The sequence below is a fragment of the Aquimarina acroporae genome (assembly GCF_023195925.1).
Classification (GTDB): Bacteria; Bacteroidota; Bacteroidia; order Flavobacteriales; family Flavobacteriaceae; genus Aquimarina; species Aquimarina acroporae.
The window spans coordinates 368150-391195 of record NZ_JALPRE010000006.1 but is presented as its reverse complement, the minus strand read 5'-3'; the positions used below and the strand labels follow the sequence as shown (position 1 = coordinate 391195).

Here is a 23046-nt window from a genome sequence, read left to right as displayed (position 1 = left end):
CTCTCAATTTTTTGTGTCGATACGCGATATAATTAAAAACATCTAAGCATACTATTCGAGTTTGTGAGTCACATAACGAATTTCTACTATATTACCATCTCGACCTTGTATGCACACTACTTTTTCTTTTATTTTTAATTGATCCTGATAATCCCATTTTCAACCTCTTTTCTTTTGAAGTATACTCGTTTTCCTATACCATAGGCAATAAGCTTGCCTTTTTTTGTCCAGTTCCAAACGGTACTAAGGTCAACTTTGAGTAACTCAGCCACTTCGTTTCTGGTCATATATTCGGTAGGTTCTTTGGGTTGGAAGTCCTTTTGTAAGGTCTCAAATTGTTTTTTGATCTCCTTCGTAATCCCATCTTGTAGTTCTTCAGGTGTTATTTGTATAAATTGTATGTTTCTCTTTGCAGCAAAATTCCCTTTATGAATTTGTTGTTGCGCTAATTTCATTAAGGTTAGCATTATTTCTTTTTCAGTATATGCCAAATGTTTTTGCATCCACTTTTGAGGGTTTTCTCTATATTCTTGATAAATTTCTAGTGTAGTCATAGAGCAATATTTTTGTTAGTAAATCAAAAAGACTAATTCCTTGCTCCCATACTTATGCTTCTATCTTTTACTCCCAATACACCTAACTTAAAATCCACCCCATTAGTATCAGTAAGATCAAAAGTCTTGATGAGGTTTATAATTTTAGGGTTTTTACAAGCTAATCGATGTAGCTTTTTTTCTTCTTCTGATAGATTATCCGCATCAACTTCAACTATTTTTGAAGTTTTTTCTCTATCCGATTCTATTTCTTCAATCATTTTTTCATCTACAAAATAATCAGCTATATCGCATCCATTTCGCCCCAGAGACCTTTCTACAACATCAGAAACCTCAACATTATACCCTTTGCTCCGTAACTCTTGCGCTCTTTTTTTCCACTTATCATACATTCCTTTGTCAGGATACAAGATTATTTTTCTCCCTTTTAAAGGAATAAATTTATCATCCTGTAAACCTGTTGCACTACCACACCCTAACCATAAATAAGAATCATATATTGCAGACATGATGCAAGCTGTTTTTTCAGACTCACATATCGCTATTACCTTAGTTTTATATTCATTAATCAGATGTAACCCAAAGAAACACTGTTCCCGTTGGTAATCTTTTATCTTACCTTTCTTTTTCAAAATGCTAAGCACCCAATGAATACCAGATCCTCCCTTTATTCTTTTACCAGTATTAGAGTTATACTTCATTATTTTACCCGCTCTTACACGGTTTTGTTCGTCTATTTGCCAAAAAACACAGGCATTTTTTATATAACTAGATGTACCTATGAGGTATCGTTTTATGATTGCTTTTACTGCACTATCGCTAAATTTGGTCTTTAAGTATTGGACAAAATTATTTTCTTTGAAATTTCTTCCTGACTCCTTTACTAACGCATCTCTGATAAAAGTTATGAGCATCATCGGTAATATTGGTCTATCAGCAAGCATTGATGATTTCGCTTTTTCAGGTTTCCGCCAGTATCCACAGCTTGTTTCACGATCACATCTTGAAAATTCTATGGGTAAGTAATTTCCTGTTTCATTGTCAATGTATCTCACTGCCCTTTTCTTACCACAATTTGGGCAGATATATTTTTTGCTGCTCTTATCCAGTTCGTATCTATAAAGCGTATTCAATACCATATCAGTTTCAGCCAATTATTGTTTTCAACATTGTTTAAAGAGCTAAACCTAACAGCTCATTCTTCTAAAAAATTACAAATTCATAAATCTTCTAAGGTTTAAAGACAAACCAAAAAAATACCTGTTTATCAATTAGTTAACACAAGGTTTAACCCTTAATCTCAAAATTAAACCCTGTTGCAGATAAGGTTTAGTTTAAACACTCCCCTTATATATAGGGGAGTGTTAAACCTTATCATTTGAACCTACCTATGATTACCCTCAAAAGATCTTAGTTTCCAAGGCATACGCTCCTTTTCCTGATATATAAAGTCATTCTTTTTGTAATACCGGTACCAGGCTTTTGATAAATCATCATTTAACTTAACTCCAAGAACCCTATTGGCTTGAAGCTTTATTGCTTTCCTCAAAGCTGTATATTTCATCTCTTTACCTCCCTTAAACATCTCTTCTAAAACCTTATTATGACCTGCTAATTCGAAATATTGAGGTTCTCTTTTCTGTTTATCTGTTTTTGATTTTGTTGTAAAAGAAACATCATCAATAATGTACGGTATCCCATCATCATTTACGGAAAAGTAAAGTGGATCTTTCATACCTTCTCCTCTATGAAACTCTGATTTGATAAACGAAATACTATTATCCCGATTATCCTTTTGGATAGAAAATATTGTTTCGGCTTTCTTGATTATACAACTCCCCAAATGACCCGTAGCATGATCATTACCTTTATTTGTATGTAACACCGTCATTATATGAATGTTCTTTTCCTCGCTCCATTTCATTAAGAGTGATACTTTTTCATTACTTTCTTGCTCATCGTTATTACCCCCTACCATTAAATCGGCTATGCCATCTATTATTAATAAACCCAAGTTCTCATTGCATTCTATCATTTCTTCTATATGCTTCAGCCGTTCCTTTGGGTTACAGGTTCTGAGAGCAACATACTCCATATTGCTTTCAACCCGATCTAAAAGCTCTTGTATTCTTTTTACTTGTAGACCTGCGTGGTAGGCAGATTGTTCCGTATCAACATAAATGATTTTTTTACCTTTTATACAAGTTTTTACATAATCATTTAATGTCCCCTGTAGCATGGCAGTTAACCAAGCCAAAAACATCGATTTTTTTGTTTTTGCTTTACCAATGATAGCAGAGAAATTACCTAAAGTACATAAAACCTTATTCTGTATACGAAATAATGCAGGGGGCTCTTTTATTTCATCATTAGGATTTATAATGTACTTCTTATAGCTGGTCTTATCAGATGTAAATTTTTGTATTGGCTGCTGTTCCAGATAATCAGTTTCCTTAATCATCTCCATACGAATCTCTTCTTTCACTCCCGTATATACATACTTATTATTTACCGATGATACCGTTTCTTCTACTTCCATAACATTACAGGTTTAAAGGCTATAACACACGTTTAATATGATCATACAACCTAAGCTAATCTCTCCTGTATCTAAGTGATTTAAACTCCTTTAAACCCTGCTCTATCTGTGAAGAATGTATAAGCACCCTACGACCAAAGCGATTAGCCTTGACCCTACCATCTTTAATCGCATTACGAGTACTCTGAGGATGAACACCTATTTTTTCTGAATACTCATCAACAGAGTAGTATTTATCTTCCGGTATTGGTTTCTGGATATAATCGAACATTGAAGAAAGTAATGTTCGTTGTTCTTTTTGTTCCTGTAGTATTTGATCTAAAACATTCATGCTAATAGTTTTTGTTTTTAACTATCAGCTAAATTATGTAGTAGTTACAAGGAATTAGTCCATAAGGGGTTATGTAAGAGGGTTACAACTTTTTAATTAAATTCTGTTTGCCATCTTTTAGTAGCATACTCCCGACCTTCTTTACTCAATAATTCTAGGGCTTCTTCATAGTGATCCTTATTAAAGCCAGATGTTCCATTAGACGAGTTAATTTTCACAAATACATTTTTAAAATGATTACCACTCACTCCAAGGCTTTTACCGTAAGCTATTACATCTTTTTGATGAACCAATCGTTTAATCTCCTTGATCTCTTGTTGTACATATGCTATTAATGCTAATGTCCTAATCGGCACACTACTTCCTTTTACCTCTTTATCCAATATACTTTCTAAATGAGGCTTTAATAACACGTGTCTATAATAAGCATCCACTTCTTTGGATGCCCAATCGTAAAGAGAAGCTGTAGGATATTTTTTGTAATAGTTTTTGAGAACTCTTAGAACCTCAACAGAGTTACCTTCATAATTATGACTATCCACAAATTCCTTGTCGTTACTTGCCCATAGAAACCCTTTTTCGTTTTTGGTATTATTGTAAAAATCTATTTTTTCCTCTCTTAGTAGGCGAAAAGCTTTTTCCTCTACATCGATTATTTTAACAAATTCATTTTGCAGGTTTTCTGTAAAATTTAGCTCAATACTATCCTTGTAAATTTTAGAATTGAGGTATTTGTCAAAACGTTTTTCTGCCATATACCTTAAAAACCAATATCTGTATTCTGCAGTATCCTGTACGGTTTTAAAATACTCATCAAAAATTGACTCCGGCATAAATAGAGGTGTAATGAGTTTTTCTGAACCGAAAATACTGTTCAACAATACGGTCTCATTTTCTAAAAACAAATCGCGTTCTGCTTCGCTGAAACTACTTTTAATTTCCTGAAACTTGGTGTAGAATTCTTTTTCTACACTTCTAAGATGATCTAATTTATCGGATATCGTATTCAATCGGGATAATTGCTCTTCTATTACCTTACGATCAGGATAATTAAAATCACTGAATTTTTTCGATATACTTTCAATATCTACCTGCTCTATCATACCTATTAATTTACCTTTTTTAGTATCCCCACGTCCAAAGCGAATGTTTTGTTTACAGCTTCTTCTTTATCCTGATCATCTACCTGATAATATTGATTTAAGGTTTTAAGATCACGATGACCACTTATAGAAGCTATTAGCTTATCTGATTGCTTATCTTTTTTCATTAAAGTAATAAAGGTTCTGCGCGCAGTGTGGCTAGAAATCCTATCGTAAAAAGGGATCACCTCCTTGATATTCTCTTTACCTCTAGTGGTATTCTTTACAACATTATGAGTGTATCCTGCTTCTTTGAAAACTTCCTTGATATATTCGTTATATTTTTGATTTGCTATAAGTGGTAGTTTATAATCATATTTTCGTAGTATACTTATGGCTACATCACTTAGTGGTATAGAACGTGATTGTTTTTCACTTTCCTTTTCCTCTTTTAGTATAAAGTTATTACCAACAATATCATTTTTGGTGATTAGTTTAAGTTCTCCGAATCGCATCCCAGTAACACAGGCAAACACAAATACATCCCGTACACGTTCCAGCCTCTCATTTTTATAATCATAGGTTAGGATAGTTTGTATATCAAGCATTGAAAGTGCTATTTGTTTGGTAATCACTCTTTTTTTCTTTTCGAAACCTACAAATGCACTATTGTATGTATGCTTATTTTTTAATGCCCAAAACATAAATGTTTTAAACAGCCCCAAATTTCTGGAGTATGTATTATTAATATGCTTTAGATCGTTCATACAATAGTCGGTAAACTCGGCATGGAACCTATCTGTAATCGCAGTAAAGGTTAATGTATACTTCTTTTCCTTTTCAAAGTTTTTTAGGATATTCTTTATGTTCTTATATCTTTTTACGGTAGATAGTGACCAGTTTTGCTGTTTTTGATTAAAGCTCATAAACTCATCGTATCTATCAAAAAAAGTATCTTTCGTTCTTGGTGTCTTTTTAAATTCTTTGTCAAATGCTGCTTTTAACACATCACTAGTAAAATCCTCACCCAACTTCCTATACTGTTCCTTTGTTTGTTCAAAAACGGATTCGTACCTACCGAGCTGTGCTTTAATAGAAACTCTATCGATCGCCTTACTCTCTCCCAGCGTATGAGGCAATCTTTCTTTTTGATTCCAATCTGACGGATGTATTTTTTCTCCTGTAGAATATTTGAACCTACCTTTTTCGTTAGGAAATTTGCAACGGAAGAAAATCAAAGTCTTCTTCGTACTCTTTGGATCTTTAAGATTAAATGTTGAAATCATAAGGGGACTCTTTAGGGGACTTTTTTACGCTTTAAAGCTCTTATCCCGTATCAACACAAAATTAATAAACACCTATATAACAGCACATTATTATCAAAATTTGTAATTAACAAAAACAATAAGTTATAAACATAACAATAGCCTCCGACTCCACATTAAAACATATAAACCCCTGTAGAAACAGGGGTTTTGTTTTATCATTAATCGAAATTTAAAATATCTCTAATCTCTTCCGTAATGTCAACTACGTTTCCACGTTTCTGATTGGATTGTACTATGATCGTTAGCACATCTTTTTCTTTAGTAAACCTTCGTACAAAACACTCATAGTTACCATTTTCACCATGATGAGAATGTTCTATGATTTTATTGTCTTTCCATTCTACAAAACCCAGTGGCGCTTGAATATTTCCGAAAAAATCTGCTTTTTCAGATAGCAGCTTTACCGATTTTTGATTAATAATTTTAAAAGCATGAAGATTATCTATCCAACGATACAAATCACGAGCAGTAAAGCAAAATATAACTCCTGAGATTGCAATTCTGTAAGAGTCTTCTTCATAGGCCTCATCAAAAGGAATAGCCATTAAATTTCTATCCAAAAACGGAACTTCTGTAGGAATGACTGCATCATCTAATGAAAAAGGAAGAAATAAGTTTTGAACTACATAATCGTTGAATTTTTGTTGGGTAATTTCTTCAACAATTCTAGACAATACTATCGGACTGTAATTCGTATATAAATAATCATCACCCGGCTCGAAATCTAATTCTTCGATATGCTGCAAGTCTTTTTTTACTTTCTCATCTGTCATTAATTCATCTTTTTCAATATACTTTTCCCAGGGTACTTTGGGAAGCCCACTAGTGTATTGTAATAAATTTTTGATTGAAACTTTTGATGCCCAATTAGGAAGGTCTTTTAAATACTTATCAATTTTATCATCTACATGCAATAATTCTTTTTCTTGAAGTTGCATAATTGCTACCGCAGGAAATTCTTTAAAAACAGACCCTAGACCGAAACGAAAATCTTTGGTAAGTGGTACTGTTTTAGTACCATCTGAATATCCAAAAGATGCTTCGTAAAGGGTTTCTCCATTTTTAATAACTAAGACATTTCCATTAAAATTACCATCTGCAACCAGTTCTTCTATATAAGAATCTACCGAGGTGTGGTTTTTACAGCTTGTAAAAGGTATTGAAATAAGTAACAATACCAGTGTAGAAAAAATACGTTTCATAAGATTTTTTGATTGATTATATCTCAGAGACGAATCAAATGTAGTTTTGCTACAGTACAATTTGTATAGCCGTATAGTGGTTATGATTGTTTTATTAAAACTAGAGTATAATCTAAAATCAAGAGTAAAGAACTATCTTTAGGCATAGGCAACACTAGTAAAGCTGAAATTGCAAAACCTAATTGAATTAACCGTTAGCCACAAGCTTCAAAAACAATGATCAGACCTTATAAACCGAATGACAAAGAAACACTGCTACAGCTATTTGAGCTAAACACACCTCAATATTTTGACAAGAACGAACTACATGATTTTGAGAAATATCTAGACAAGAATGCAGCAACCTATTTAACGATCGAGGTAGATCATACCATTGTAGGAGGAACCGGATATTATATCAATGAAAATGACAATTCGGGGCGTATCACTTGGATTTTCTTTGACCCAAACTATTCTGGACAAGGACTAGGGAGACAATCGGTAGAATATTGCTTAGAGGTATTAGGTAAAGATAACCGTGTAGAAAAATTTATAGTAACCACCTCCCAGCTGGCCTACCAGTTTTTTGAAAAATTTGGTTATACTACTATGAGAATTGAAAAAAATTATTGGGGAGAAGGTCTTGATTTATATGAGATGGAAAAGCCGAACAAGTAAGATTATACCCATTGTAAATAAATAAAACAATAGTTATAATTTGTTAATGTGGAATATCAATTTTAAAGAAGGGTTAGTTATATTCCTCCTCTTTAAAAGTCAAGGTAACATTTCATCTCATTATTATACATATAATAAACATTACCAACCCAACACGCTAGATGGAAAAAATTCAAAATCAACAACACACCAAAGAAACATTCTACTATGCTGTATCTAGAATGTTCGAAAGAGCATCTTACTACGGTTTTAGAGCTCTTCTGGTTCTATATATGATTGGAGAAACATTGAAAATGACAACAGCCGAAGCCTTAAGTCTTTATGGTTGGATTACTTTTTCATTAATTTTTTCTCAAATCATAGGAGCTCTATTGGGAGATTTAATTATCGGAAATAAAAAAACAATGCTATTTGGAGGAATTATTCAAGCAATAGGAGCATTTAGTATTTGTATTCCTTCAAAAACCGGGCTTTACGTAGGGCTATTTCTCGTTATATTGGGCAGTGGATTTTTTACTCCGAATATTATCGCAAATTTTGGAAAATCATATTTGAATAAAACCAAACTACTAGATTCTGGGTTTACGATATTTTATCTAGCAGTAAATTTAGGTTCAATTCTCGGAACTTTTTTCATTGGGTATTTAGGCGAAACTTTTGGTTACCCTATTGGATTTATAACCTCTGGAATATTAGTGATATTTTCATTGATTCCGATACTTGTTTCAAAAGAAATTGCTACGGAGACAATTGAAAAAAGTAAATTATCAATGGACAAAAGAGTGATCAACATTTTAATCGCTTTCCTTGTGGTTGGATTATTTTGGGGAATTTATGAAATGTCTGGTATTCGAGTTTTTGATTTACAAATGAAATTTGGTGAAATTTCGGCTTTGACTATATCTAAAAGTATGTGGCAATCTGTAAGTACTATTTTTTTAATTCCGATTAGTTTAATCGCAATTGTTTTATGGACTTACTTTTATAACTCCCAATCTTTCAAATTAATGCTTGGTTTTATTTTTGGAATTGTATCATTTGGATTATTATTTTTCATTCCCGAAGTTCCAACCGAACAGCACGCTATGATTTACTTGTTATCCCTATTTTTTCTTGGAGCTTCAGAAATTCATATTGCACCAGTAATTCATTCTATCTTAACAAAATATTCGAATCCAAAATACCTGGCAATTCTAGTTAGTTTAGCATTTATCCCCACTAGATTATTTTCATCTGTTTTTGGTTTGTTTAATGATAAATTTTATGACAATCCAACATTAGGATTAATCTTAGGTATTATCTTAATGACCATCACCGCGCTCGTACTAATGGGATATATATTATGGAATAAAAACAGCACAGGAAGTCAAGTTTAAAAATGTATTAGAATACCCTTTCATGGAACATTATCAACAATCAAAGAAAACATGATACTTAAAATAATTCCCTTATTATTGACTCTATTATTTATGAATATAAGTCTAGCTCAAGATTCGAAATCTGACGACTTACCTTTAGATGGAAAATATCGATATGATATTGCATTTGCCGAATGGGGAGGTAAATCAATGGGAGAAAAAGTGACAGTGATCATTAAAAACGGTACCATAAAGGTAATTTATGAAGGTGATGGGCAATTGTCTTTAACCAAAAAAGGAGACATTATCGATGAGGGTAAAATCTTAAAACATAAATCGGGGGTTTGGATAATTGGAACAGACGAAAAAGACGTTGATACTGAGGAGGTCGGAGGATGTTCGAATGGACCAAGAGTAATTGACTTTGAAAAAATGAAATTCTGGATGTGTTAAGACAAAATTACTCGCTACAACCTAAAATGCATTAAAAACAAATTTTATCTCATCTTACAGGCAACTAAGAAATGGCAGTAGAGTTTGAAATAGATCGTGTTTTTAAAAAGGTTTCAAGGAATAGTCCCCAATTAATAGCCAAGCTCTTAAACAAAGAAGAATTTAGCCTAACCGAATCTTCTACATTTGGAGGGTTTGAGATAAAAAGTATTGCAATGCCAAGAGCTCTTGATGATGAAGGAAATCCAAGATTTGATATTTTTATCATTAATTTAAAGGACAAATCGAAAAGAGAATACTTTAAGCCAGGGCAAATAGTTCAATTGATACCATAATCATTATCAAAAGTAAATGATAAACAAATTTTTAAAAACAATATTCTCAGGGTTTTCTAACTCAAACAGGAGAGAAAAATTAATTGAGTCTTTGAAAACAAATCCTAATTTCCGAACCGTAGAAGGAATTGAAAAACAAGGGACTAGTTCACCTCTCCCGTCTGAGTTTAAACTAAAAAGAGGGGAAACTAAAACAATTAGATCACCTAACTTAGGAAATCAGAAGAATCTGATTCTTACCAAATTGAATTATCGTGTTGGAGATATCGTAAAGTACGGTGATATCTTATGTGAAATTGAGAACGAAAATGTTGTTATGGAATTCGAAAGTGTTTTTGAAGGGAAAATAATATGGTGCAGTGAAGAAAATAAAGAACTTTCTGTTGGAATGGAAATCTATCAGATCGAGGGAATATAAATCCTCTATCATAATTATTTATAGGAACCATGGTCTAACTAACTACTTGTGAGCAACACACGCTTGCTATTGATAAAAAATTCAACATGAAGATAATACCAATCACAATAATTACAGTATTGATCATAGTAGGATGTAGTAATGGTAATACGGTTAAAAATACTGAACCAAATGCTGTAATCAATACCACAAAACTAAAAAGTCAGCGGTATTTGCATGAAAAAAAATATGAAGATATTACCTTCAATACTGAGAAAGATTGGGATAGCCTTAATACCACTACAATCACCAAAACATTATTTAAAAAAGGAAAAGTACATCCCGATATTCACACATTTGGTTGGCATTTATATTCTAATGGTTCCGTATGGAAAAACTACAATTTCTCAATGTTATGGGGCATCTCATACTTTTCATATTCGGTTGAACCAGAAACTGGAAGCTATAAAAGTATTCATCAATGGAAAACTACAGCTTTGATCGATAGTGCCAAAGCTGCAAACTGTAAAGTATTTCTTTCGATCTCCAATTTTGGAAGTAAGAATAATGCTACTTTTTTAGACAATCCCAAGGCTCAAAGCACCTTAATCGATAGTGTATCTAGGTTATTGGCATTGCGATCGGCAAATGGTATTAATCTAGATTTTGAAGGAGTACCAAAGAAAAGCAAAAGTAATTTTACAAAATTTATTGTTCAGATTTCAAAAAGACTAAAACAGGATAATCCCAATTACCATATTTCTCTATGCCTGTATGCCGAAGACTGGAACGATGTTTTTGACATTAAAGCTATTGATGCACATATAGATTTTTACACCTTAATGGGTTATGACTATTATGGAGCATTTAGCAAAACCACAGGACCTGTAACTCCTTTTACTTCAAGCGAAAAGTTTGGAAACGGTTTACAATGGTCCGTTCAATACTATCAAAACAAAGGTGTACAACTTGACAAATTAATTCTTGGACTTCCGTACTATGGTGCCGAGTGGTATACCAAAACTTCTCAACCCGGAGCCGCAGTTGTAAAATTCAGAGATCACCCACCCTATCGAAACATTAGGAAATTGTATATCGACTCTCTAGATATTCCCGTAAAATTTGATTCGATAAGCGCTTCAACCTATTTAGTTGTAAAGGAAGGTGCAAACAGCTATAAACAGATCTTTTTTGAAGACGAGAAATCACTTTCAATCAAGTATGATTGGATACAAAAAAACAAAATAAAAGGAGTAGGTATTTGGGCTTTGGGTTATGATGATGGATATTCAGAATTATGGGATCTCTTAACTGAAAAATTTTCAGAAGAACAAAATACCACTTTGCATAACCTTGAATAATTACTGCTAGAACGTATATTTAGCAAACCATTGGCTACATTTGAGAAATGATAGATACAATAAACAAATTAGAACAATTAATAAAGCAAGGAGTAGCATATTGCGCTCAATCTTCTGAACAGGAAATGAGCCGAAAAAAATCTCTGGACAAATGGTCTAAAAAAGAGATTTTGGGACATCTCATTGATTCTGGAATTAATAACCTCCAAAGATTCACAGAAATTCAATTTGAAAACAAACCCTATAACATCAGAAAATATAATCAGAATGAGTTGGTAAAAGCTAATGACTATCAAAACTCTGACCTTACAGAGATTGTAGAATTTTGGAGTTCAATCAACCATCGAATTAAAAATTTGATGGCACAACAAACCGATAACACACTGAATTATAAAATTGAATTGGAAAAAGGTAATTTTTCTGATTTAAGATTTTTAATGAACGATTATGTTGTGCATTTAGAACATCATTTGAAGCAAATCATCCAATAGAAATCGAAAACTAAATTCGTTTACACTATCACTTCGTCTATCTTAAACATTACCTGTACTGAACTATGAACCCTATCTCAAACCTCATCGAAAAAATAAACCGACAAGATCTTTGGGATAGAGAGCTTATATTAGAACGTAACGAATACTTAAAGGTAAAAGGAAGTATCGACACCAATATCTATTTGGTCGTAGAAGGAGCCCTTAGAATATTTGTAATAGACGAATACGAAGAACACACTATTAGATTTGGGTATAAAAATAATCTCATCGCTTCTTTAGATTCATTTTTGAATGAAAAACCGTCGGACTTTTATATCCAAGCGCTTAAAAAAACAACGGTGAAAGTCATTAATAAAAAGAGCTATCAATCTTTTATCACCTCATCACAAGAAACCGAGCAGCTATGGCTTGCGATTTTAGAAAATTTTGTCTTGCAGCAAATGGAAAGAGAAAGAGATATTCTCACCTCTTCTCCGGTTGAGCGGTATAAGAGAGTCTTAGAACGAAGCCCACAATTGTTTCAGGAAATACCCAATAAATACATTGCTTCATATTTAAGAATGACTCCTGAAACATTGTCCAGAATTAAAAAGTCTTAATTTCAATCAATTTTTTTGTGAGTTGATATGATGACATTTGTATCAAAACAAACACAATGGCAATAGCAACAGAAGAATTATTACAGAAATTATTAGAAATTACACGAGAGAACTTAAACAGTGCCGAACATCTAAAAACCCAAACTATAGACACCCTAAACTGGAGAGAACATGAAACCAGCTGGAGCGTTTTAGAATGTATCGAACATTTGAATCGATATGGTGATTTTTACATCCCAGAAATCACAACCAAAATTAAATCAGCTACTCATCAAAATTCACCTATTTTTAAAAGTAATTGGTTAGGAAAGTATTTTAGTAAATCTGTTTCATACAAAGAAGATTTAAATAAAATGAAAACATTTACGTCTATGAATCCTCTGCACTCGAAATTAGACATACAAACATTGGATAAATTCATCAATCAGCAACATCAAATTATTGAGCTTTTGGATAGCGCAAAAAGCGTAAATCTGGATAAAACAAAAACTGCTATTTCCATTTCAAAATATGTTAAACTACGATTGGGAGATACGTTTAGCGTAGTAATATATCACAATGAAAGACATATTAAACAAGCTGAAAGAGCTTTAGCAATGGCTATAATGTAACCAGATTCATTGCAGATTTTGTTACCTTAGTACATTGTTGAGATACTTCATTAGGAAATTCTTTACAAGCTAATATAAAGGAACAACTGCAATAGAAAATATGACTCAAGAATTATATCAAACAGCAATGAAATTTGCCGGTGAAAAACATAGTGAACAAAAAGTTCCCGGAACAAAAGCGAACTATCTTTTGCATATTTCTAATGTAGCCATGGAAGTTTTAATGGCTTACAACTTCGATCATAATTTTGATATTGACTTTGCTATTCAAGTAGCAATACTTCACGACACTATTGAGGACACAAATACTAGTTTTGAAGAACTCAAAAGCAAATTTGGCGAGTCCATAGCCATGGCTGTACAGGCATTGAGCAAGGATGAAAGAATACCATCTAAAACAGAAAGGATGATAGATAGTTTGTCTAGAATTAATACATTACAAAAGGAGGTGGGAATAGTAAAAATAGCAGATAGAATCACAAATTTACAAAGACCTCCAGAACATTGGGATAAGAAAAAAATAGTAAAGTATTGTGAAGAAGCTAAATTGATTGTATCTACTCTTGCTAACAAGAATGATTATTTGAACCAAAGGTTAGCATCAAAAATTTTGAAATACGAACAAATGGCGAATGATCTGCTATGATGAATGATAGATTGTATAAAATACTACAAGAGATCAAACAAAAATGTTTCGAAGCCAATTGCTTCGAATTTGAATATCACTGGGAGATATGGGGAGTACTTTGGTATCCCTGGTTTTTAGAAATTAATGGTAAATCAATATCTTTTTCTGTTAATGATATTTCTAGTAAGGATCTAGAAAACCTATGTTCTGAAGGATACATCTAACTTGTTAAAGAATATCCGGATCATGAAAAACTTAACGATGAAATAGATAAGAAAAGATACAAGCTATTAAAAATCGATTAACTACTAATCTGTTCATAATTCTTCTTTTTTTGTTTAATACTTATCTTTTCTAATTTATCACCGCTATCACCTCCACTCCTTTTATTTCTCTATTTTTGAATTCAAAAACAGTTGTAATTATGTTTACATTTTTAGTTAATCACATCGCTTTATCTGTACAAGACGTAGATGCTGCTGTAGCATTTTATCAAGAGGTACTGCATTTGGAAGAAATTGAGAATACGGCTTCAAACTCCAAAACCAGATGGCTAGCTTTAGGACAAAAGCAATTACACTTGATTCCTCGTCCAGGTTTTGAGATAAAAGTGAATAAGGCAGTGCACTTTGCACTAGCTATCAAAGATATCGATGCATTTATACAACATCTGGAAAGCATAGGCATCGACTACTCAGACTGGCGTGATACTAAAAAGAAAGATTATGTGCGCAAAGATGGTATTAAACAAATCTATTTCCAGGATCCCAATGGGTATTGGATCGAAATAAATAATGATATCTAGCCAACAAAAAAGGACTTAATCCTACTTTTATTTACGATATTTTACATTATTTCACCCCCGATAAACTATGCTTGGTCTTTTTTCTTTTTACATAATTATCACATCTGGAGTCTGATGAAAATCCCAATTGCAGTTTTAAACAAAAAACGCGTTCTGCCAGAATTCCCTCATAGGTTACCGATCCTGCTTTTGCACAATTCATACATGATTCTTTCATCTGTTTATCTATATTATTGTTTAGTGTTTTTACTCCAACATAATTGTTAGATGTATTAACTCACAAAGTCACTACAAATTCTATAGCTCATGTTATTTATACATAAAGGGAATGTTACGTTTTGGTATAGATTTGTAACCACATGATTATAAACAATCTACTCTCCATTTAAGACAACCATATTGTCCAAAAGGCAAAGCCCAGTTCTTTTTTATTCATCGCTATTGTGGTTTCCCGTAATGTATTACTTATGGCTTTCCATATTTTTGAGAATATAGATTAAATTTCTACTAGTAATAAAGATTACGGTAAAAAGTCAAAGAAGTCTATTCAACCCTAACTATGATATTCATTAGTTTATAGTAACTAAAATTGTAAAATATGGTTTATTTTTCTGATTATTTCAACTTAGATGAACAATTATTGGAAGATTATGGAGCATTCAATATTTCACTAATTAATGATCTCCCCTTATTTATTGATCCATTTTTACTATTCGGCAGCAACAAAAATGAGTATCAAAAATTACATTCAGACATAATCAAATATCTAACTTTCTTAAAAAACAAATCAAAAACCGGAAGCCTATCGAATGCCAATATCAAGAGTTGGTATAAATTTTCGGAAGTAAAGCAAAATTGGTTTGGTTATAGTTTAGTAGGTAACGGAGGAAGCGGATTAGGAAAAAAATTCGGCAAGGCAATGTCCGCCAATATGCACATTGTTTATGACGATCTTAATAATGAAAAAGTTACTGTTTCTTCTCATTTGGAAAAAGCTGGCCTATTCCAAATAGGTGTTGGAAAAGATAATATAAGTGATTTTACCTGTAATCTAATTAAAGGTTATATAGCAGAATATACAGAAAAATTTGCGTTAAAACATCTAGAATCTCAACAGGTTAAGGTTATTATGGTAGATAAGATTTATTTCGATTATACACTGGAAAAATGGATGCCTAAGCAATTCACCCTACCTTTTATTAATGGAGATTTTGTGTTTCTAACACCAAAGGACTTGCTCACTAAAGACGATAACTGGATTAATAGTAATGATCTTAGAGGTAACTTTGAGAGCATATGTACTGCTGTCCCAAATGATCAATTAAGGAGCGAGATTCATAATTACTTTAGATCCAAAATTCCTCCAAAACCAAAAAAGAAAAGACCCTCTCAAAAAGAACTCACTTTTGCGATTAACGAAACAATCAAACAATTTCCAGAGATACTTAAATACTATATTAAATTAAAGGAAGAAAATAAGGTGGGTGCCAAGCATATATCACAAGAAAAAGTTGAAGAGGTTGAAAATATTTTTATTAAAAATGTTTCAACCTTAATAGGAGAATTAATAAAACAAACTAAATTCTACCAAATTAACCCAAAAGGGTCCTTTAAAGAAGCACTGGAGCGAGTTGAATTTTTAAAAGATGTAATAGAAAATAAAGATGGTTATCGGTTATTCTATTCAAAAGGGAAAGCAATCAAAAGAGAAGCTGACCTCCAAATTATTTACCGTTTAACATGGCACGCAACGCCATTTGACGTAAATAGAGAGGTCAATAATGGCAGAGGACCAGTAGATTATACAGTTTCTAATGGTTCAAAAGATAAAACATTAGTGGAGTTTAAACTAGCTTCTAATTCTAAACTTAAAATGAATCTAAAAAACCAAGTTGGAGTATATGAGGCTGCTAATAACACAAGTAAGAGTATCAAAGTGATTATGTATTTTGATTTAGTAGAACTTGCTAAGGTGAACAACATATTAAAGGAATTAGAGCTAGAAAATAACCCTAGTATTGTTCTTATTGATGCTTGTAATAATAAACCATCCGGATCAAATGTAAAATAAAAAACTTCCAATAATGATCAAAAAAATATAATTCCCCTTAAGAGTTATACTTTTTGGTCAAAATATCATTTTAAATTAACTAATAAATGGCTAAAAGAAAAAGAAAGGTTTGGTCCATAAAAGAAGAACTACTTGCAAAATCTAGAGAAGCTATGCTTAATGCCGTTCAAATTTTTAATAATCCCAATATTCAATTTAAATCCGAAAGTTTTATAGTTTTATCTAATATAGCATGGATGTATTTACTCCATGCTTACTACAAAGATAATAATATAGAATATAGGTACTTTAGGATAGCAGGTACCCGACGCCGTTTTGACAAAACTAAGAGAGGTGCTTATAAATATTGGGAATTAGAACGATGTTTGAACACAAATGAGTGTCCTATTGGTAATGTTACTAAATCCAATTTAAGGTTTTTAATCGGATTAAGACATGAAATTGAACATCAAATGACCACTCGAATTGACGATTATTTAAGTGCTCGTTTTCAAGCCTGCTGTTTAAACTTCAATAGATATATTAAAAAGTTTTTTGGAGATGAATATGGGATAGACAAACATCTTTCTCTCTCACTTCAATTTTCAACAATTGATGAAGAGCAAGTAAATCAACTAAGAGAGTTCAAGGATTTACCAAAGAATATTGCAACTTACATTGATGCATTTGATGAAGAGCTAAGCGAAGAAGAATACAATGACATTAGATTTTCTTATCGAGTACTTTATGTTCCAAAAGCAGTAAACAGAAAAGGGCAAGCGGATAAAGTTGTAGAATTCATACCTGCAAATTCGCCAGAGGCTGAAGGGTTGAATAAAGAATATGTTTTAATCAAGGAAAAAGAAAAGCAAAAATACTTGCCTTCAAGCATTTTAGAAATTATGAGAAATGAAGGATATGTGGGGTTTGGAATGCATCAACATACTCTATTATGGCAACGAAATAACGCCAAAAACCCTGGCAAAAACTTCGGTGTCCAAGTAGCCAAACAATGGTATTGGTATTCAAATTGGGTCGAATTCGTAAAGAATTATTGTAAAGAACATCATAGTGCCAACGAATGAAAACGAAAATTGAAAAATACATATCAATTAATATCCTTAATAAGAGTTATTCAAATATTAATCTCCAGAAATGGATATTTTAAAAAAAATTAATTCACAAAACGTATTAACGTGGTATAAAAAAGCCTCTCCAAGGAGAGGCTTTTGTTTTTTATCATTTAGTGATTTTATTTAATCACTTTTTTACCTTTAAATTTCCATTCGGTGATACCGCCATCTAAGTCGTAGATCTTGGTAAATCCCGCTTTTTTCATATAAGCAGAGCATTTACCACTTCTCCCTCCTTTACCACAATATACAGCTACTGGTTTGGTTTTATCTACCTTGGCTATTAAAGCTTCAAAATTTTTATCTCTAAAATCAATATTCAATGCATTTTCTATATGCCCGGCCTCATACTCTTTTGGGGTTCTCACATCTACTAGCTGCACTTTACCTAATTTAAGCAGAGAATCCATTTCCTCTACAGTAATAAGCTCTACGGTAGTGTCTTTTTCTACCGTGTTTTTACAGCCTACTACGGCAAACGTTAAAAAAGAAACGATCAATAATGATTTTAGACTCATAGTATGGCACTATTTATTCTTCGGTTTCGCCGTCCCAATTCATAAAACCGCCTATAAGATTATAGGTAGTCTCAAACCCCATTTGATTCATTAAGGTACAGGCTTGAGCACTGCGCGCTCCAGAGCGGCAATACACATAATAATTTTTAGACTTATCAAGCTTTTCTACTTCATCTAGAAAACCTTGCCCTTGGCGTATATCGATATTTATCATATTGGGTATATATCCATCTTCTACTTCTTCTTCCGTTCGTACATCTAGGATAACCGCATTGCTATCGTTAGAAATTTTATCTTGCCACTCTTCTTGTGTGATATCTACTCCCATTAAAAATATGTTATGCTTATTTTGACTCTATTTTTATATTTTCCTTACAAATATAAGAGTCATTCTCGAATTGCTGTACACAATTCGAAAATTAAAAACAGTGTTTGTTAAAAATAAATTAGGCTTTTATACTACAACCAATAGCCTTAGTGGTTTCTACAGGCACTTTTTCTCCTTTTAGTAAGGCATTTACTGCATCTTCTACATACTTTTTATCGGCAGCAGCTTCGTCTTTGTAGTTATTATCTATAGCACCTATGTAGCGTACTACATTGCCCTTATCGGTTTTTTCGAGTACGTATACATGAGGTGTTTTGGTAGCTCCGTATTGTGGATATATTTTTTGTCCGTCGTCAAACAGATATGGGAAAGTAAACCCTTTTTCTTTGGCTCTTACTTTCATATTATCAAAACTATCATCTGGATAAGCCTTTGGGTTATTAGGATTAATAGCTACTACGGGATATCCTTTGTCTTTAAAGCTTTTGTCTAGCGCAATAATTCTATCTTCATATGCCACAGAATATGGACAGTGGTTACAAGTAAAAATAACAATAAACCCTTTGGCATCTTTATAATTTGATAATGACACCATGGCATCATCAATATTTTTCAATTCAAAATCTGTAGCAACGTCACCAACGGCATAACCTCCTGCGGCGGGTGAACTAGAAACTTTATCTATTGCAAACGCACTTATTGCGATAATAAATGCAACTCCAACAAGAATTTTTAAAGTTTTCATAAGTAACGGGTTTGGTAATGAGTTTAGTTTAATTATAATATCTTTTTCAATTCTTTCTCCAGATCATTATAAGTAAAGGAACGCTCATAAAAATTAACATTATTTCCTTTATATATAATGGTAGCCGGTATAGATCCTGACCAATTTTTATTCACTTTGGGTATCCATGCATTCGCATCAGGATCGTCTAGCAAGATCACTTTACTCTCAATTTTTTGTTTTTTAAGAAACGGTATCAGCTTTGTTTCTACATGCTTTGGTAAATCTAAACTTACCAGCACCACTTCTACCTCATCATCGGGATATCTACTATTAATTAATTCAAAATACGGTAACTCTGCTACACAAGGTTTACACCATGTGGCCCAAAAGTTAATCACTCTAGTTTTACCATCATTAATTTTTAATAAAGGTGCAAAGCTTTCGAAATCATACATGGGTATTTCTACTCCTTTACTCTTATAGACCTCGGTAGCATCAAGCGCTACGGTCTGCTCTCCTTTGCAGCCGTAAAAAAGAATTAAACATGTAGCATATAGTAAATATCTCGTCATATTACTAAAATATCAAAACCGCTAATCAACCGAAAGAAAATTAACAAGGTTTCTGGTTTTTTTGCAAATATTTTCAAAAATTTTCACAAATGTTTGACGAACCTGCCCATACATTTGCATCGCAATATTATGATTTAACATTTGTCAGCATTCAATTTTAACAAAGAATTAATATGCTTTTATAATTTCCAAAACATAAAGAAGTATACATTTGTACATACAAATATTGTATAGACAATTGAATATAGAAGATATCATAAAAACCGAAGTACCACTTCCTCCCTCAAAAAAAGCAATCATCAATCTTATGTACACTGAGAATTGGGTGAGAGAAAAAGTTACATCAGAATTAAAGAGCTTCGATATTTCTATACAACAATTTAATGTGTTACGAATTCTTAATGGTCAAAAGGGCAAACCAGCTAATTTATCTACTATTCAGGAACGTATGGTAAGTAAAATGAGTAATACCACCAGACTGGTAGACAAGCTCATTCAAAAAAACTATGTTTCAAGAACTACTTGCCCTACTAACAGAAGAAAAGTTGAGATACGTATTACTAAAGAGGGAAAACAATTTCTCGATACCGTAAGCCCAGTAATCAATGTTTTTGAAAATAATCTCACAGCACATCTTACCGAGCAGGATTTGTTAACACTTAATGAACTTTTAAATAAACTTAGAACTGTACAATAAGTACACATAAATTAAATTTTTTAAAATCATGAAAACTACACTTAAATCAGCATTCTTAGCATTAGCAATTATTGCAACTGGCTCTGTTTTTGCACAGAAAAAAGCCATCAAAACCTCAGAAAGTACCATTAATTGGGTAGGTAAAAAAGTAACTGGTGAGCATTCTGGAACTTTAAATCTGTCTGAAGGATATCTGGTATTTGACAATAACAATATTACAGGAGGAGAATTTGTAGTAGATATGACCTCTCTACAGGTAACCGATCTTGAAGCCGGAAAAGGAAAAGAAAAACTAGAAGGACACTTAAACTCAGACGATTTCTTTGGTGTAAAAGACCATAAAACTGCAAAATTAGTAGTAACCAAAGCCAAAAAAACAGACAAAGGTTTCAAAATTGCAGGGGATCTTACTATCAAAGGAAAAACAAATCCTATAGAGTTTGATTTGGCCGTAAACGGTGATAGCGCTTCTACCACTTTAAAAGTAGACAGAACCAAGTATGATATTAAGTATGGATCTGGAAGTTTTTTCGACAACTTAGGTGACAAAGCGATAAGCGACGAGTTCGAATTGGCCGTAAACTTAAAAATGTAATTTTTTTGTTGTTTAGAATTATAATTAATTTATATATTTGAACCAATAATAAGAAAATGAGAACAATTTTAGCAAATAACTGGTGGTGGTCTTCGCGAAACGAAAACGTCGTGAACTAGACCTGTTATTGTGTTAAATAAACATATCAAAGGCTTGTCAATCACGACAAGCCTTTTTTTGTGGTCTTATTCGAAGGGTTTATACTAAAATAATAGCGTAACAATGAGTTTTAAATTAACAACACATTACAAACAAATTTTGGCAGATACCATTACGCCGGTAAGTGTTTATCTAAAAATTAGAGATCGTTTTCCCAATAGCCTACTGCTGGAGAGTAGCGACTACCGAGGTAATGAGAATAGTTTTTCTTATATCTGCTGTAATCCTATTGCCAATCTCAAGATCGAAAATGAAACGGTTTACCAATCTTTTCCAGATAAAACCACCAACGAAATTGCAATAGATGATACGGTTAATGTTCCTGAAATTATTGAAGCTTTCGGAAATCAGTTTCAAACTACCAAAAGTGATTTTAAATTCATAAACAATGGTCTTTTTGGATATATCGGCTACGATGCTGTTCGCTATTTTGAAGATATAGATATCACCAAAAAAGAAGGTGGGCTTCAAATACCAGATATCGACTACAGTGTATATCAAAACATTATTGCGATTAACCATTTCAATAACGAAGCCTATATTTTTGCCCACTGCTATGACTCTGAGAGTAATATTGCAGAGATAGAATCGCTGTTAAACGTAAAAAACTTTGCATCCTACAATTTTACTACGGTTGGCGACACCACTTCGGATCTTGATGATGAACAATACAAAGAGCATGTGGCCCTGGCCAAGAAACACTGCCAGCGAGGTGACGTTTTCCAGCTGGTACTTTCAAAACGTTTTTCTCAAAAATTTAAAGGAGATGAATTTAATGTATATCGCGCCCTTCGTAGCATTAATCCATCTCCTTACTTATTTTATTTCGATTATGGAGACTTTAAAATCTTTGGTAGTTCTCCAGAGGCTCAATTGGTCGTAAAAGATGGTATTGCCGAAATTCACCCTATCGCTGGTACGTTTAAACGTACCGGAAACGATGAGCAAGATGCCGAATTGGCCAAAAAACTGGCTGTCGATGAAAAAGAAAACGCCGAGCATGTTATGCTAGTAGACCTGGCACGAAATGACCTAAGCCGTAACGGAAGCGAGGTAACCGTAGAGACCTATCGCGAGATTCAGTTCTACTCACACGTGATTCATTTGGTGAGTAAAGTAACTGGTAAAAAGCATAACGATACTACAACCATGCAAGTGGTGGCCGATACGTTCCCAGCAGGAACCCTAAGCGGAGCTCCAAAACATATGGCTATGCAGCTCATAGAAAAGTACGAAACCGTAAATCGTGACTTCTACGGGGGAGCCATTGGTTTTATGGATTTTTCAGGAAACTTCAATCACGCTATTATGATACGAACCTTCTTGAGTAAAAACCACGAGTTACATTGGCAGGCAGGTGCCGGACTGGTAAATGAATCTAACGAAGAAAGTGAATTACAAGAAGTATATAACAAGCTGGGCGCTTTGACCAAAGCACTAAAACTGGCAGAAGAAATATAAATAATTGGGTGTTACCCCAATAGGTTGGGGTCGGGCTATTCGCGCTACATGGTAGCTAGCTACTATCCCTAA

Annotated in this window: 29 protein-coding genes; 17 read left to right on the top strand and 12 right to left on the bottom strand. The window is 33.0% G+C overall.

Annotated elements, in window-relative coordinates:
• Positions 1 to 134: 134 nt before the first annotated feature.
• From M0D21_RS10180 to M0D21_RS10150, 7 genes are all read right to left on the bottom strand, one after another.
• A complete protein-coding gene (locus M0D21_RS10180) occupies positions 135 to 554 on the bottom strand; it encodes a helix-turn-helix domain-containing protein (RefSeq protein WP_248329057.1) in 420 nt (139 codons plus the stop codon).
• A gap of 32 nt (positions 555 to 586) precedes the next feature.
• Positions 587 to 1708, bottom strand: a complete 1122-nt coding sequence (locus M0D21_RS10175) for a DUF6371 domain-containing protein (RefSeq protein WP_248329055.1) — start codon at positions 1706 to 1708, stop codon at positions 587 to 589.
• A 230-nt stretch (positions 1709 to 1938) separates the two neighbouring features.
• Positions 1939 to 3093 (bottom strand): AAA family ATPase, encoded by a 1155-nt coding sequence (locus M0D21_RS10170; protein ID WP_248329053.1) that lies wholly within the window; start codon positions 3091 to 3093, stop codon positions 1939 to 1941.
• Between the two features lie 55 nt (positions 3094 to 3148).
• Complete coding sequence (locus tag M0D21_RS10165; protein WP_248329051.1) at positions 3149 to 3424, bottom strand: MerR family transcriptional regulator; 276 nt, start codon at positions 3422 to 3424, stop codon at positions 3149 to 3151.
• 92 nt (positions 3425 to 3516) lie between these two features.
• A complete protein-coding gene (locus M0D21_RS10160; RefSeq protein WP_248329049.1) occupies positions 3517 to 4527 on the bottom strand; it encodes a hypothetical protein in 1011 nt (336 codons plus the stop codon).
• A gap of 5 nt (positions 4528 to 4532) precedes the next feature.
• A complete protein-coding gene (locus tag M0D21_RS10155; protein WP_248329047.1) occupies positions 4533 to 5792 on the bottom strand; it encodes a tyrosine-type recombinase/integrase in 1260 nt (419 codons plus the stop codon).
• Positions 5793 to 5992: 200 nt separating this feature from the next.
• Entirely contained in the window at positions 5993 to 7036 is a 1044-nt protein-coding gene (locus M0D21_RS10150; protein ID WP_248329045.1) for a serine hydrolase domain-containing protein, read from the bottom strand.
• 216 nt (positions 7037 to 7252) lie between these two features.
• Between M0D21_RS10150 and M0D21_RS10145 the strand changes: the two genes are divergently transcribed.
• The 12 genes from M0D21_RS10145 (at position 7253) to M0D21_RS10090 (ending at position 14734) form a co-directional block, all read left to right on the top strand.
• Positions 7253 to 7693, top strand: a complete 441-nt coding sequence (locus M0D21_RS10145) for a GNAT family N-acetyltransferase (RefSeq protein WP_248329043.1) — start codon at positions 7253 to 7255, stop codon at positions 7691 to 7693.
• A gap of 161 nt (positions 7694 to 7854) precedes the next feature.
• A complete protein-coding gene (locus tag M0D21_RS10140; RefSeq protein WP_248329041.1) occupies positions 7855 to 9069 on the top strand; it encodes an MFS transporter in 1215 nt (404 codons plus the stop codon).
• 51 nt (positions 9070 to 9120) lie between these two features.
• Positions 9121 to 9504: a hypothetical protein gene (locus M0D21_RS10135; protein ID WP_248329039.1), complete on the top strand. Its 384-nt coding sequence runs from the start codon at positions 9121 to 9123 to the stop codon at positions 9502 to 9504.
• Between the two features lie 71 nt (positions 9505 to 9575).
• Positions 9576 to 9839: a hypothetical protein gene (locus M0D21_RS10130; RefSeq protein WP_248329037.1), complete on the top strand. Its 264-nt coding sequence runs from the start codon at positions 9576 to 9578 to the stop codon at positions 9837 to 9839.
• A gap of 91 nt (positions 9840 to 9930) precedes the next feature.
• Positions 9931 to 10257, top strand: a complete 327-nt coding sequence (locus M0D21_RS10125) for a biotin/lipoyl-containing protein (RefSeq protein WP_248329035.1) — start codon at positions 9931 to 9933, stop codon at positions 10255 to 10257.
• Between the two features lie 86 nt (positions 10258 to 10343).
• Positions 10344 to 11597, top strand: a complete 1254-nt coding sequence (locus M0D21_RS10120; RefSeq protein ID WP_248329033.1) for a glycosyl hydrolase family 18 protein — start codon at positions 10344 to 10346, stop codon at positions 11595 to 11597.
• A 47-nt stretch (positions 11598 to 11644) separates the two neighbouring features.
• A complete protein-coding gene (locus M0D21_RS10115; RefSeq protein ID WP_248329031.1) occupies positions 11645 to 12088 on the top strand; it encodes a DinB family protein in 444 nt (147 codons plus the stop codon).
• 65 nt (positions 12089 to 12153) lie between these two features.
• Positions 12154 to 12690, top strand: coding sequence for a Crp/Fnr family transcriptional regulator (locus M0D21_RS10110; RefSeq protein ID WP_248329029.1), 537 nt, complete (start codon positions 12154 to 12156; stop codon positions 12688 to 12690).
• A 56-nt stretch (positions 12691 to 12746) separates the two neighbouring features.
• Positions 12747 to 13301, top strand: a complete 555-nt coding sequence (locus M0D21_RS10105) for a DinB family protein (protein WP_248329027.1) — start codon at positions 12747 to 12749, stop codon at positions 13299 to 13301.
• A gap of 100 nt (positions 13302 to 13401) precedes the next feature.
• On the top strand, positions 13402 to 13947 hold the full coding sequence (locus M0D21_RS10100) for an HD domain-containing protein (RefSeq protein WP_248329025.1): 546 nt from the start codon (positions 13402 to 13404) through the stop codon (positions 13945 to 13947).
• Entirely contained in the window at positions 13944 to 14153 is a 210-nt protein-coding gene (locus M0D21_RS10095; RefSeq protein ID WP_248329023.1) for a hypothetical protein, read from the top strand. Before M0D21_RS10100 ends, M0D21_RS10095 begins: the two co-directional genes overlap by 4 nt.
• Before the next feature lie 200 nt (positions 14154 to 14353).
• Positions 14354 to 14734, top strand: coding sequence for a VOC family protein (locus M0D21_RS10090; RefSeq protein ID WP_248329021.1), 381 nt, complete (start codon positions 14354 to 14356; stop codon positions 14732 to 14734).
• Between the two features lie 46 nt (positions 14735 to 14780).
• Here M0D21_RS10090 and M0D21_RS10085 read toward each other — a convergent pair whose 3' ends face one another.
• Complete coding sequence (locus M0D21_RS10085; protein ID WP_248329019.1) at positions 14781 to 14951, bottom strand: hypothetical protein; 171 nt, start codon at positions 14949 to 14951, stop codon at positions 14781 to 14783.
• A gap of 381 nt (positions 14952 to 15332) precedes the next feature.
• On the opposite strand from M0D21_RS10085, the gene M0D21_RS10080 reads away from it, so the two are divergent.
• Positions 15333 to 16805: a hypothetical protein gene (locus tag M0D21_RS10080; protein WP_248329017.1), complete on the top strand. Its 1473-nt coding sequence runs from the start codon at positions 15333 to 15335 to the stop codon at positions 16803 to 16805.
• A gap of 86 nt (positions 16806 to 16891) precedes the next feature.
• Entirely contained in the window at positions 16892 to 17869 is a 978-nt protein-coding gene (locus M0D21_RS10075) for a DUF3644 domain-containing protein (RefSeq protein WP_248329015.1), read from the top strand.
• 167 nt (positions 17870 to 18036) lie between these two features.
• Here the strand turns inward: M0D21_RS10075 and M0D21_RS10070 are convergent, their stop codons facing one another.
• The 4 genes from M0D21_RS10070 to M0D21_RS10055 form a co-directional block, all read right to left on the bottom strand.
• Positions 18037 to 18435: a rhodanese-like domain-containing protein gene (locus M0D21_RS10070; protein WP_248329013.1), complete on the bottom strand. Its 399-nt coding sequence runs from the start codon at positions 18433 to 18435 to the stop codon at positions 18037 to 18039.
• 13 nt (positions 18436 to 18448) lie between these two features.
• Positions 18449 to 18763: a rhodanese-like domain-containing protein gene (locus M0D21_RS10065; RefSeq protein WP_248329011.1), complete on the bottom strand. Its 315-nt coding sequence runs from the start codon at positions 18761 to 18763 to the stop codon at positions 18449 to 18451.
• A 118-nt stretch (positions 18764 to 18881) separates the two neighbouring features.
• A complete protein-coding gene (locus M0D21_RS10060; protein WP_248329009.1) occupies positions 18882 to 19508 on the bottom strand; it encodes a thioredoxin family protein in 627 nt (208 codons plus the stop codon).
• 32 nt (positions 19509 to 19540) lie between these two features.
• Positions 19541 to 20062, bottom strand: coding sequence for a TlpA family protein disulfide reductase (locus M0D21_RS10055; RefSeq protein WP_248329007.1), 522 nt, complete (start codon positions 20060 to 20062; stop codon positions 19541 to 19543).
• Between the two features lie 238 nt (positions 20063 to 20300).
• Between M0D21_RS10055 and M0D21_RS10050 the strand changes: the two genes are divergently transcribed.
• From M0D21_RS10050 to M0D21_RS10040, 3 genes are all read left to right on the top strand, one after another.
• Positions 20301 to 20759, top strand: a complete 459-nt coding sequence (locus M0D21_RS10050; protein WP_248329005.1) for a MarR family winged helix-turn-helix transcriptional regulator — start codon at positions 20301 to 20303, stop codon at positions 20757 to 20759.
• Positions 20760 to 20787: 28 nt separating this feature from the next.
• A complete protein-coding gene (locus M0D21_RS10045; protein ID WP_248329003.1) occupies positions 20788 to 21354 on the top strand; it encodes a YceI family protein in 567 nt (188 codons plus the stop codon).
• A gap of 222 nt (positions 21355 to 21576) precedes the next feature.
• On the top strand, positions 21577 to 22974 hold the full coding sequence (locus tag M0D21_RS10040) for an anthranilate synthase component I family protein (RefSeq protein WP_248329001.1): 1398 nt from the start codon (positions 21577 to 21579) through the stop codon (positions 22972 to 22974).
• The last annotated feature ends 72 nt before the right edge of the window (positions 22975 to 23046 follow it).

Coding starts and splice junctions, on each gene's coding strand:
- M0D21_RS10180 (WP_248329057.1), bottom strand. CDS start 554: ATGACTACACTAGAAATTTATCAAGAATATAGAGAAAACCCTCAAAAG.
- M0D21_RS10170 (WP_248329053.1), bottom strand. CDS start 3,093: ATGGAAGTAGAAGAAACGGTATCATCGGTAAATAATAAGTATGTATAT.
- M0D21_RS10165 (WP_248329051.1), bottom strand. CDS start 3,424: ATGAATGTTTTAGATCAAATACTACAGGAACAAAAAGAACAACGAACA.
- M0D21_RS10160 (WP_248329049.1), bottom strand. CDS start 4,527: ATGATAGAGCAGGTAGATATTGAAAGTATATCGAAAAAATTCAGTGAT.
- M0D21_RS10155 (WP_248329047.1), bottom strand. CDS start 5,792: ATGATTTCAACATTTAATCTTAAAGATCCAAAGAGTACGAAGAAGACT.
- M0D21_RS10150 (WP_248329045.1), bottom strand. CDS start 7,036: ATGAAACGTATTTTTTCTACACTGGTATTGTTACTTATTTCAATACCT.
- M0D21_RS10145 (WP_248329043.1), top strand. CDS start 7,253: ATGATCAGACCTTATAAACCGAATGACAAAGAAACACTGCTACAGCTA.
- M0D21_RS10140 (WP_248329041.1), top strand. CDS start 7,855: ATGGAAAAAATTCAAAATCAACAACACACCAAAGAAACATTCTACTAT.
- M0D21_RS10135 (WP_248329039.1), top strand. CDS start 9,121: ATGATACTTAAAATAATTCCCTTATTATTGACTCTATTATTTATGAAT.
- M0D21_RS10130 (WP_248329037.1), top strand. CDS start 9,576: ATGGCAGTAGAGTTTGAAATAGATCGTGTTTTTAAAAAGGTTTCAAGG.
- M0D21_RS10120 (WP_248329033.1), top strand. CDS start 10,344: ATGAAGATAATACCAATCACAATAATTACAGTATTGATCATAGTAGGA.
- M0D21_RS10115 (WP_248329031.1), top strand. CDS start 11,645: ATGATAGATACAATAAACAAATTAGAACAATTAATAAAGCAAGGAGTA.
- M0D21_RS10110 (WP_248329029.1), top strand. CDS start 12,154: ATGAACCCTATCTCAAACCTCATCGAAAAAATAAACCGACAAGATCTT.
- M0D21_RS10105 (WP_248329027.1), top strand. CDS start 12,747: ATGGCAATAGCAACAGAAGAATTATTACAGAAATTATTAGAAATTACA.
- M0D21_RS10100 (WP_248329025.1), top strand. CDS start 13,402: ATGACTCAAGAATTATATCAAACAGCAATGAAATTTGCCGGTGAAAAA.
- M0D21_RS10095 (WP_248329023.1), top strand. CDS start 13,944: ATGATGAATGATAGATTGTATAAAATACTACAAGAGATCAAACAAAAA.
- M0D21_RS10090 (WP_248329021.1), top strand. CDS start 14,354: ATGTTTACATTTTTAGTTAATCACATCGCTTTATCTGTACAAGACGTA.
- M0D21_RS10085 (WP_248329019.1), bottom strand. CDS start 14,951: ATGAAAGAATCATGTATGAATTGTGCAAAAGCAGGATCGGTAACCTAT.
- M0D21_RS10080 (WP_248329017.1), top strand. CDS start 15,333: ATGGTTTATTTTTCTGATTATTTCAACTTAGATGAACAATTATTGGAA.
- M0D21_RS10075 (WP_248329015.1), top strand. CDS start 16,892: ATGGCTAAAAGAAAAAGAAAGGTTTGGTCCATAAAAGAAGAACTACTT.
- M0D21_RS10070 (WP_248329013.1), bottom strand. CDS start 18,435: ATGAGTCTAAAATCATTATTGATCGTTTCTTTTTTAACGTTTGCCGTA.
- M0D21_RS10065 (WP_248329011.1), bottom strand. CDS start 18,763: ATGGGAGTAGATATCACACAAGAAGAGTGGCAAGATAAAATTTCTAAC.
- M0D21_RS10060 (WP_248329009.1), bottom strand. CDS start 19,508: ATGAAAACTTTAAAAATTCTTGTTGGAGTTGCATTTATTATCGCAATA.
- M0D21_RS10055 (WP_248329007.1), bottom strand. CDS start 20,062: ATGACGAGATATTTACTATATGCTACATGTTTAATTCTTTTTTACGGC.
- M0D21_RS10045 (WP_248329003.1), top strand. CDS start 20,788: ATGAAAACTACACTTAAATCAGCATTCTTAGCATTAGCAATTATTGCA.
- M0D21_RS10040 (WP_248329001.1), top strand. CDS start 21,577: ATGAGTTTTAAATTAACAACACATTACAAACAAATTTTGGCAGATACC.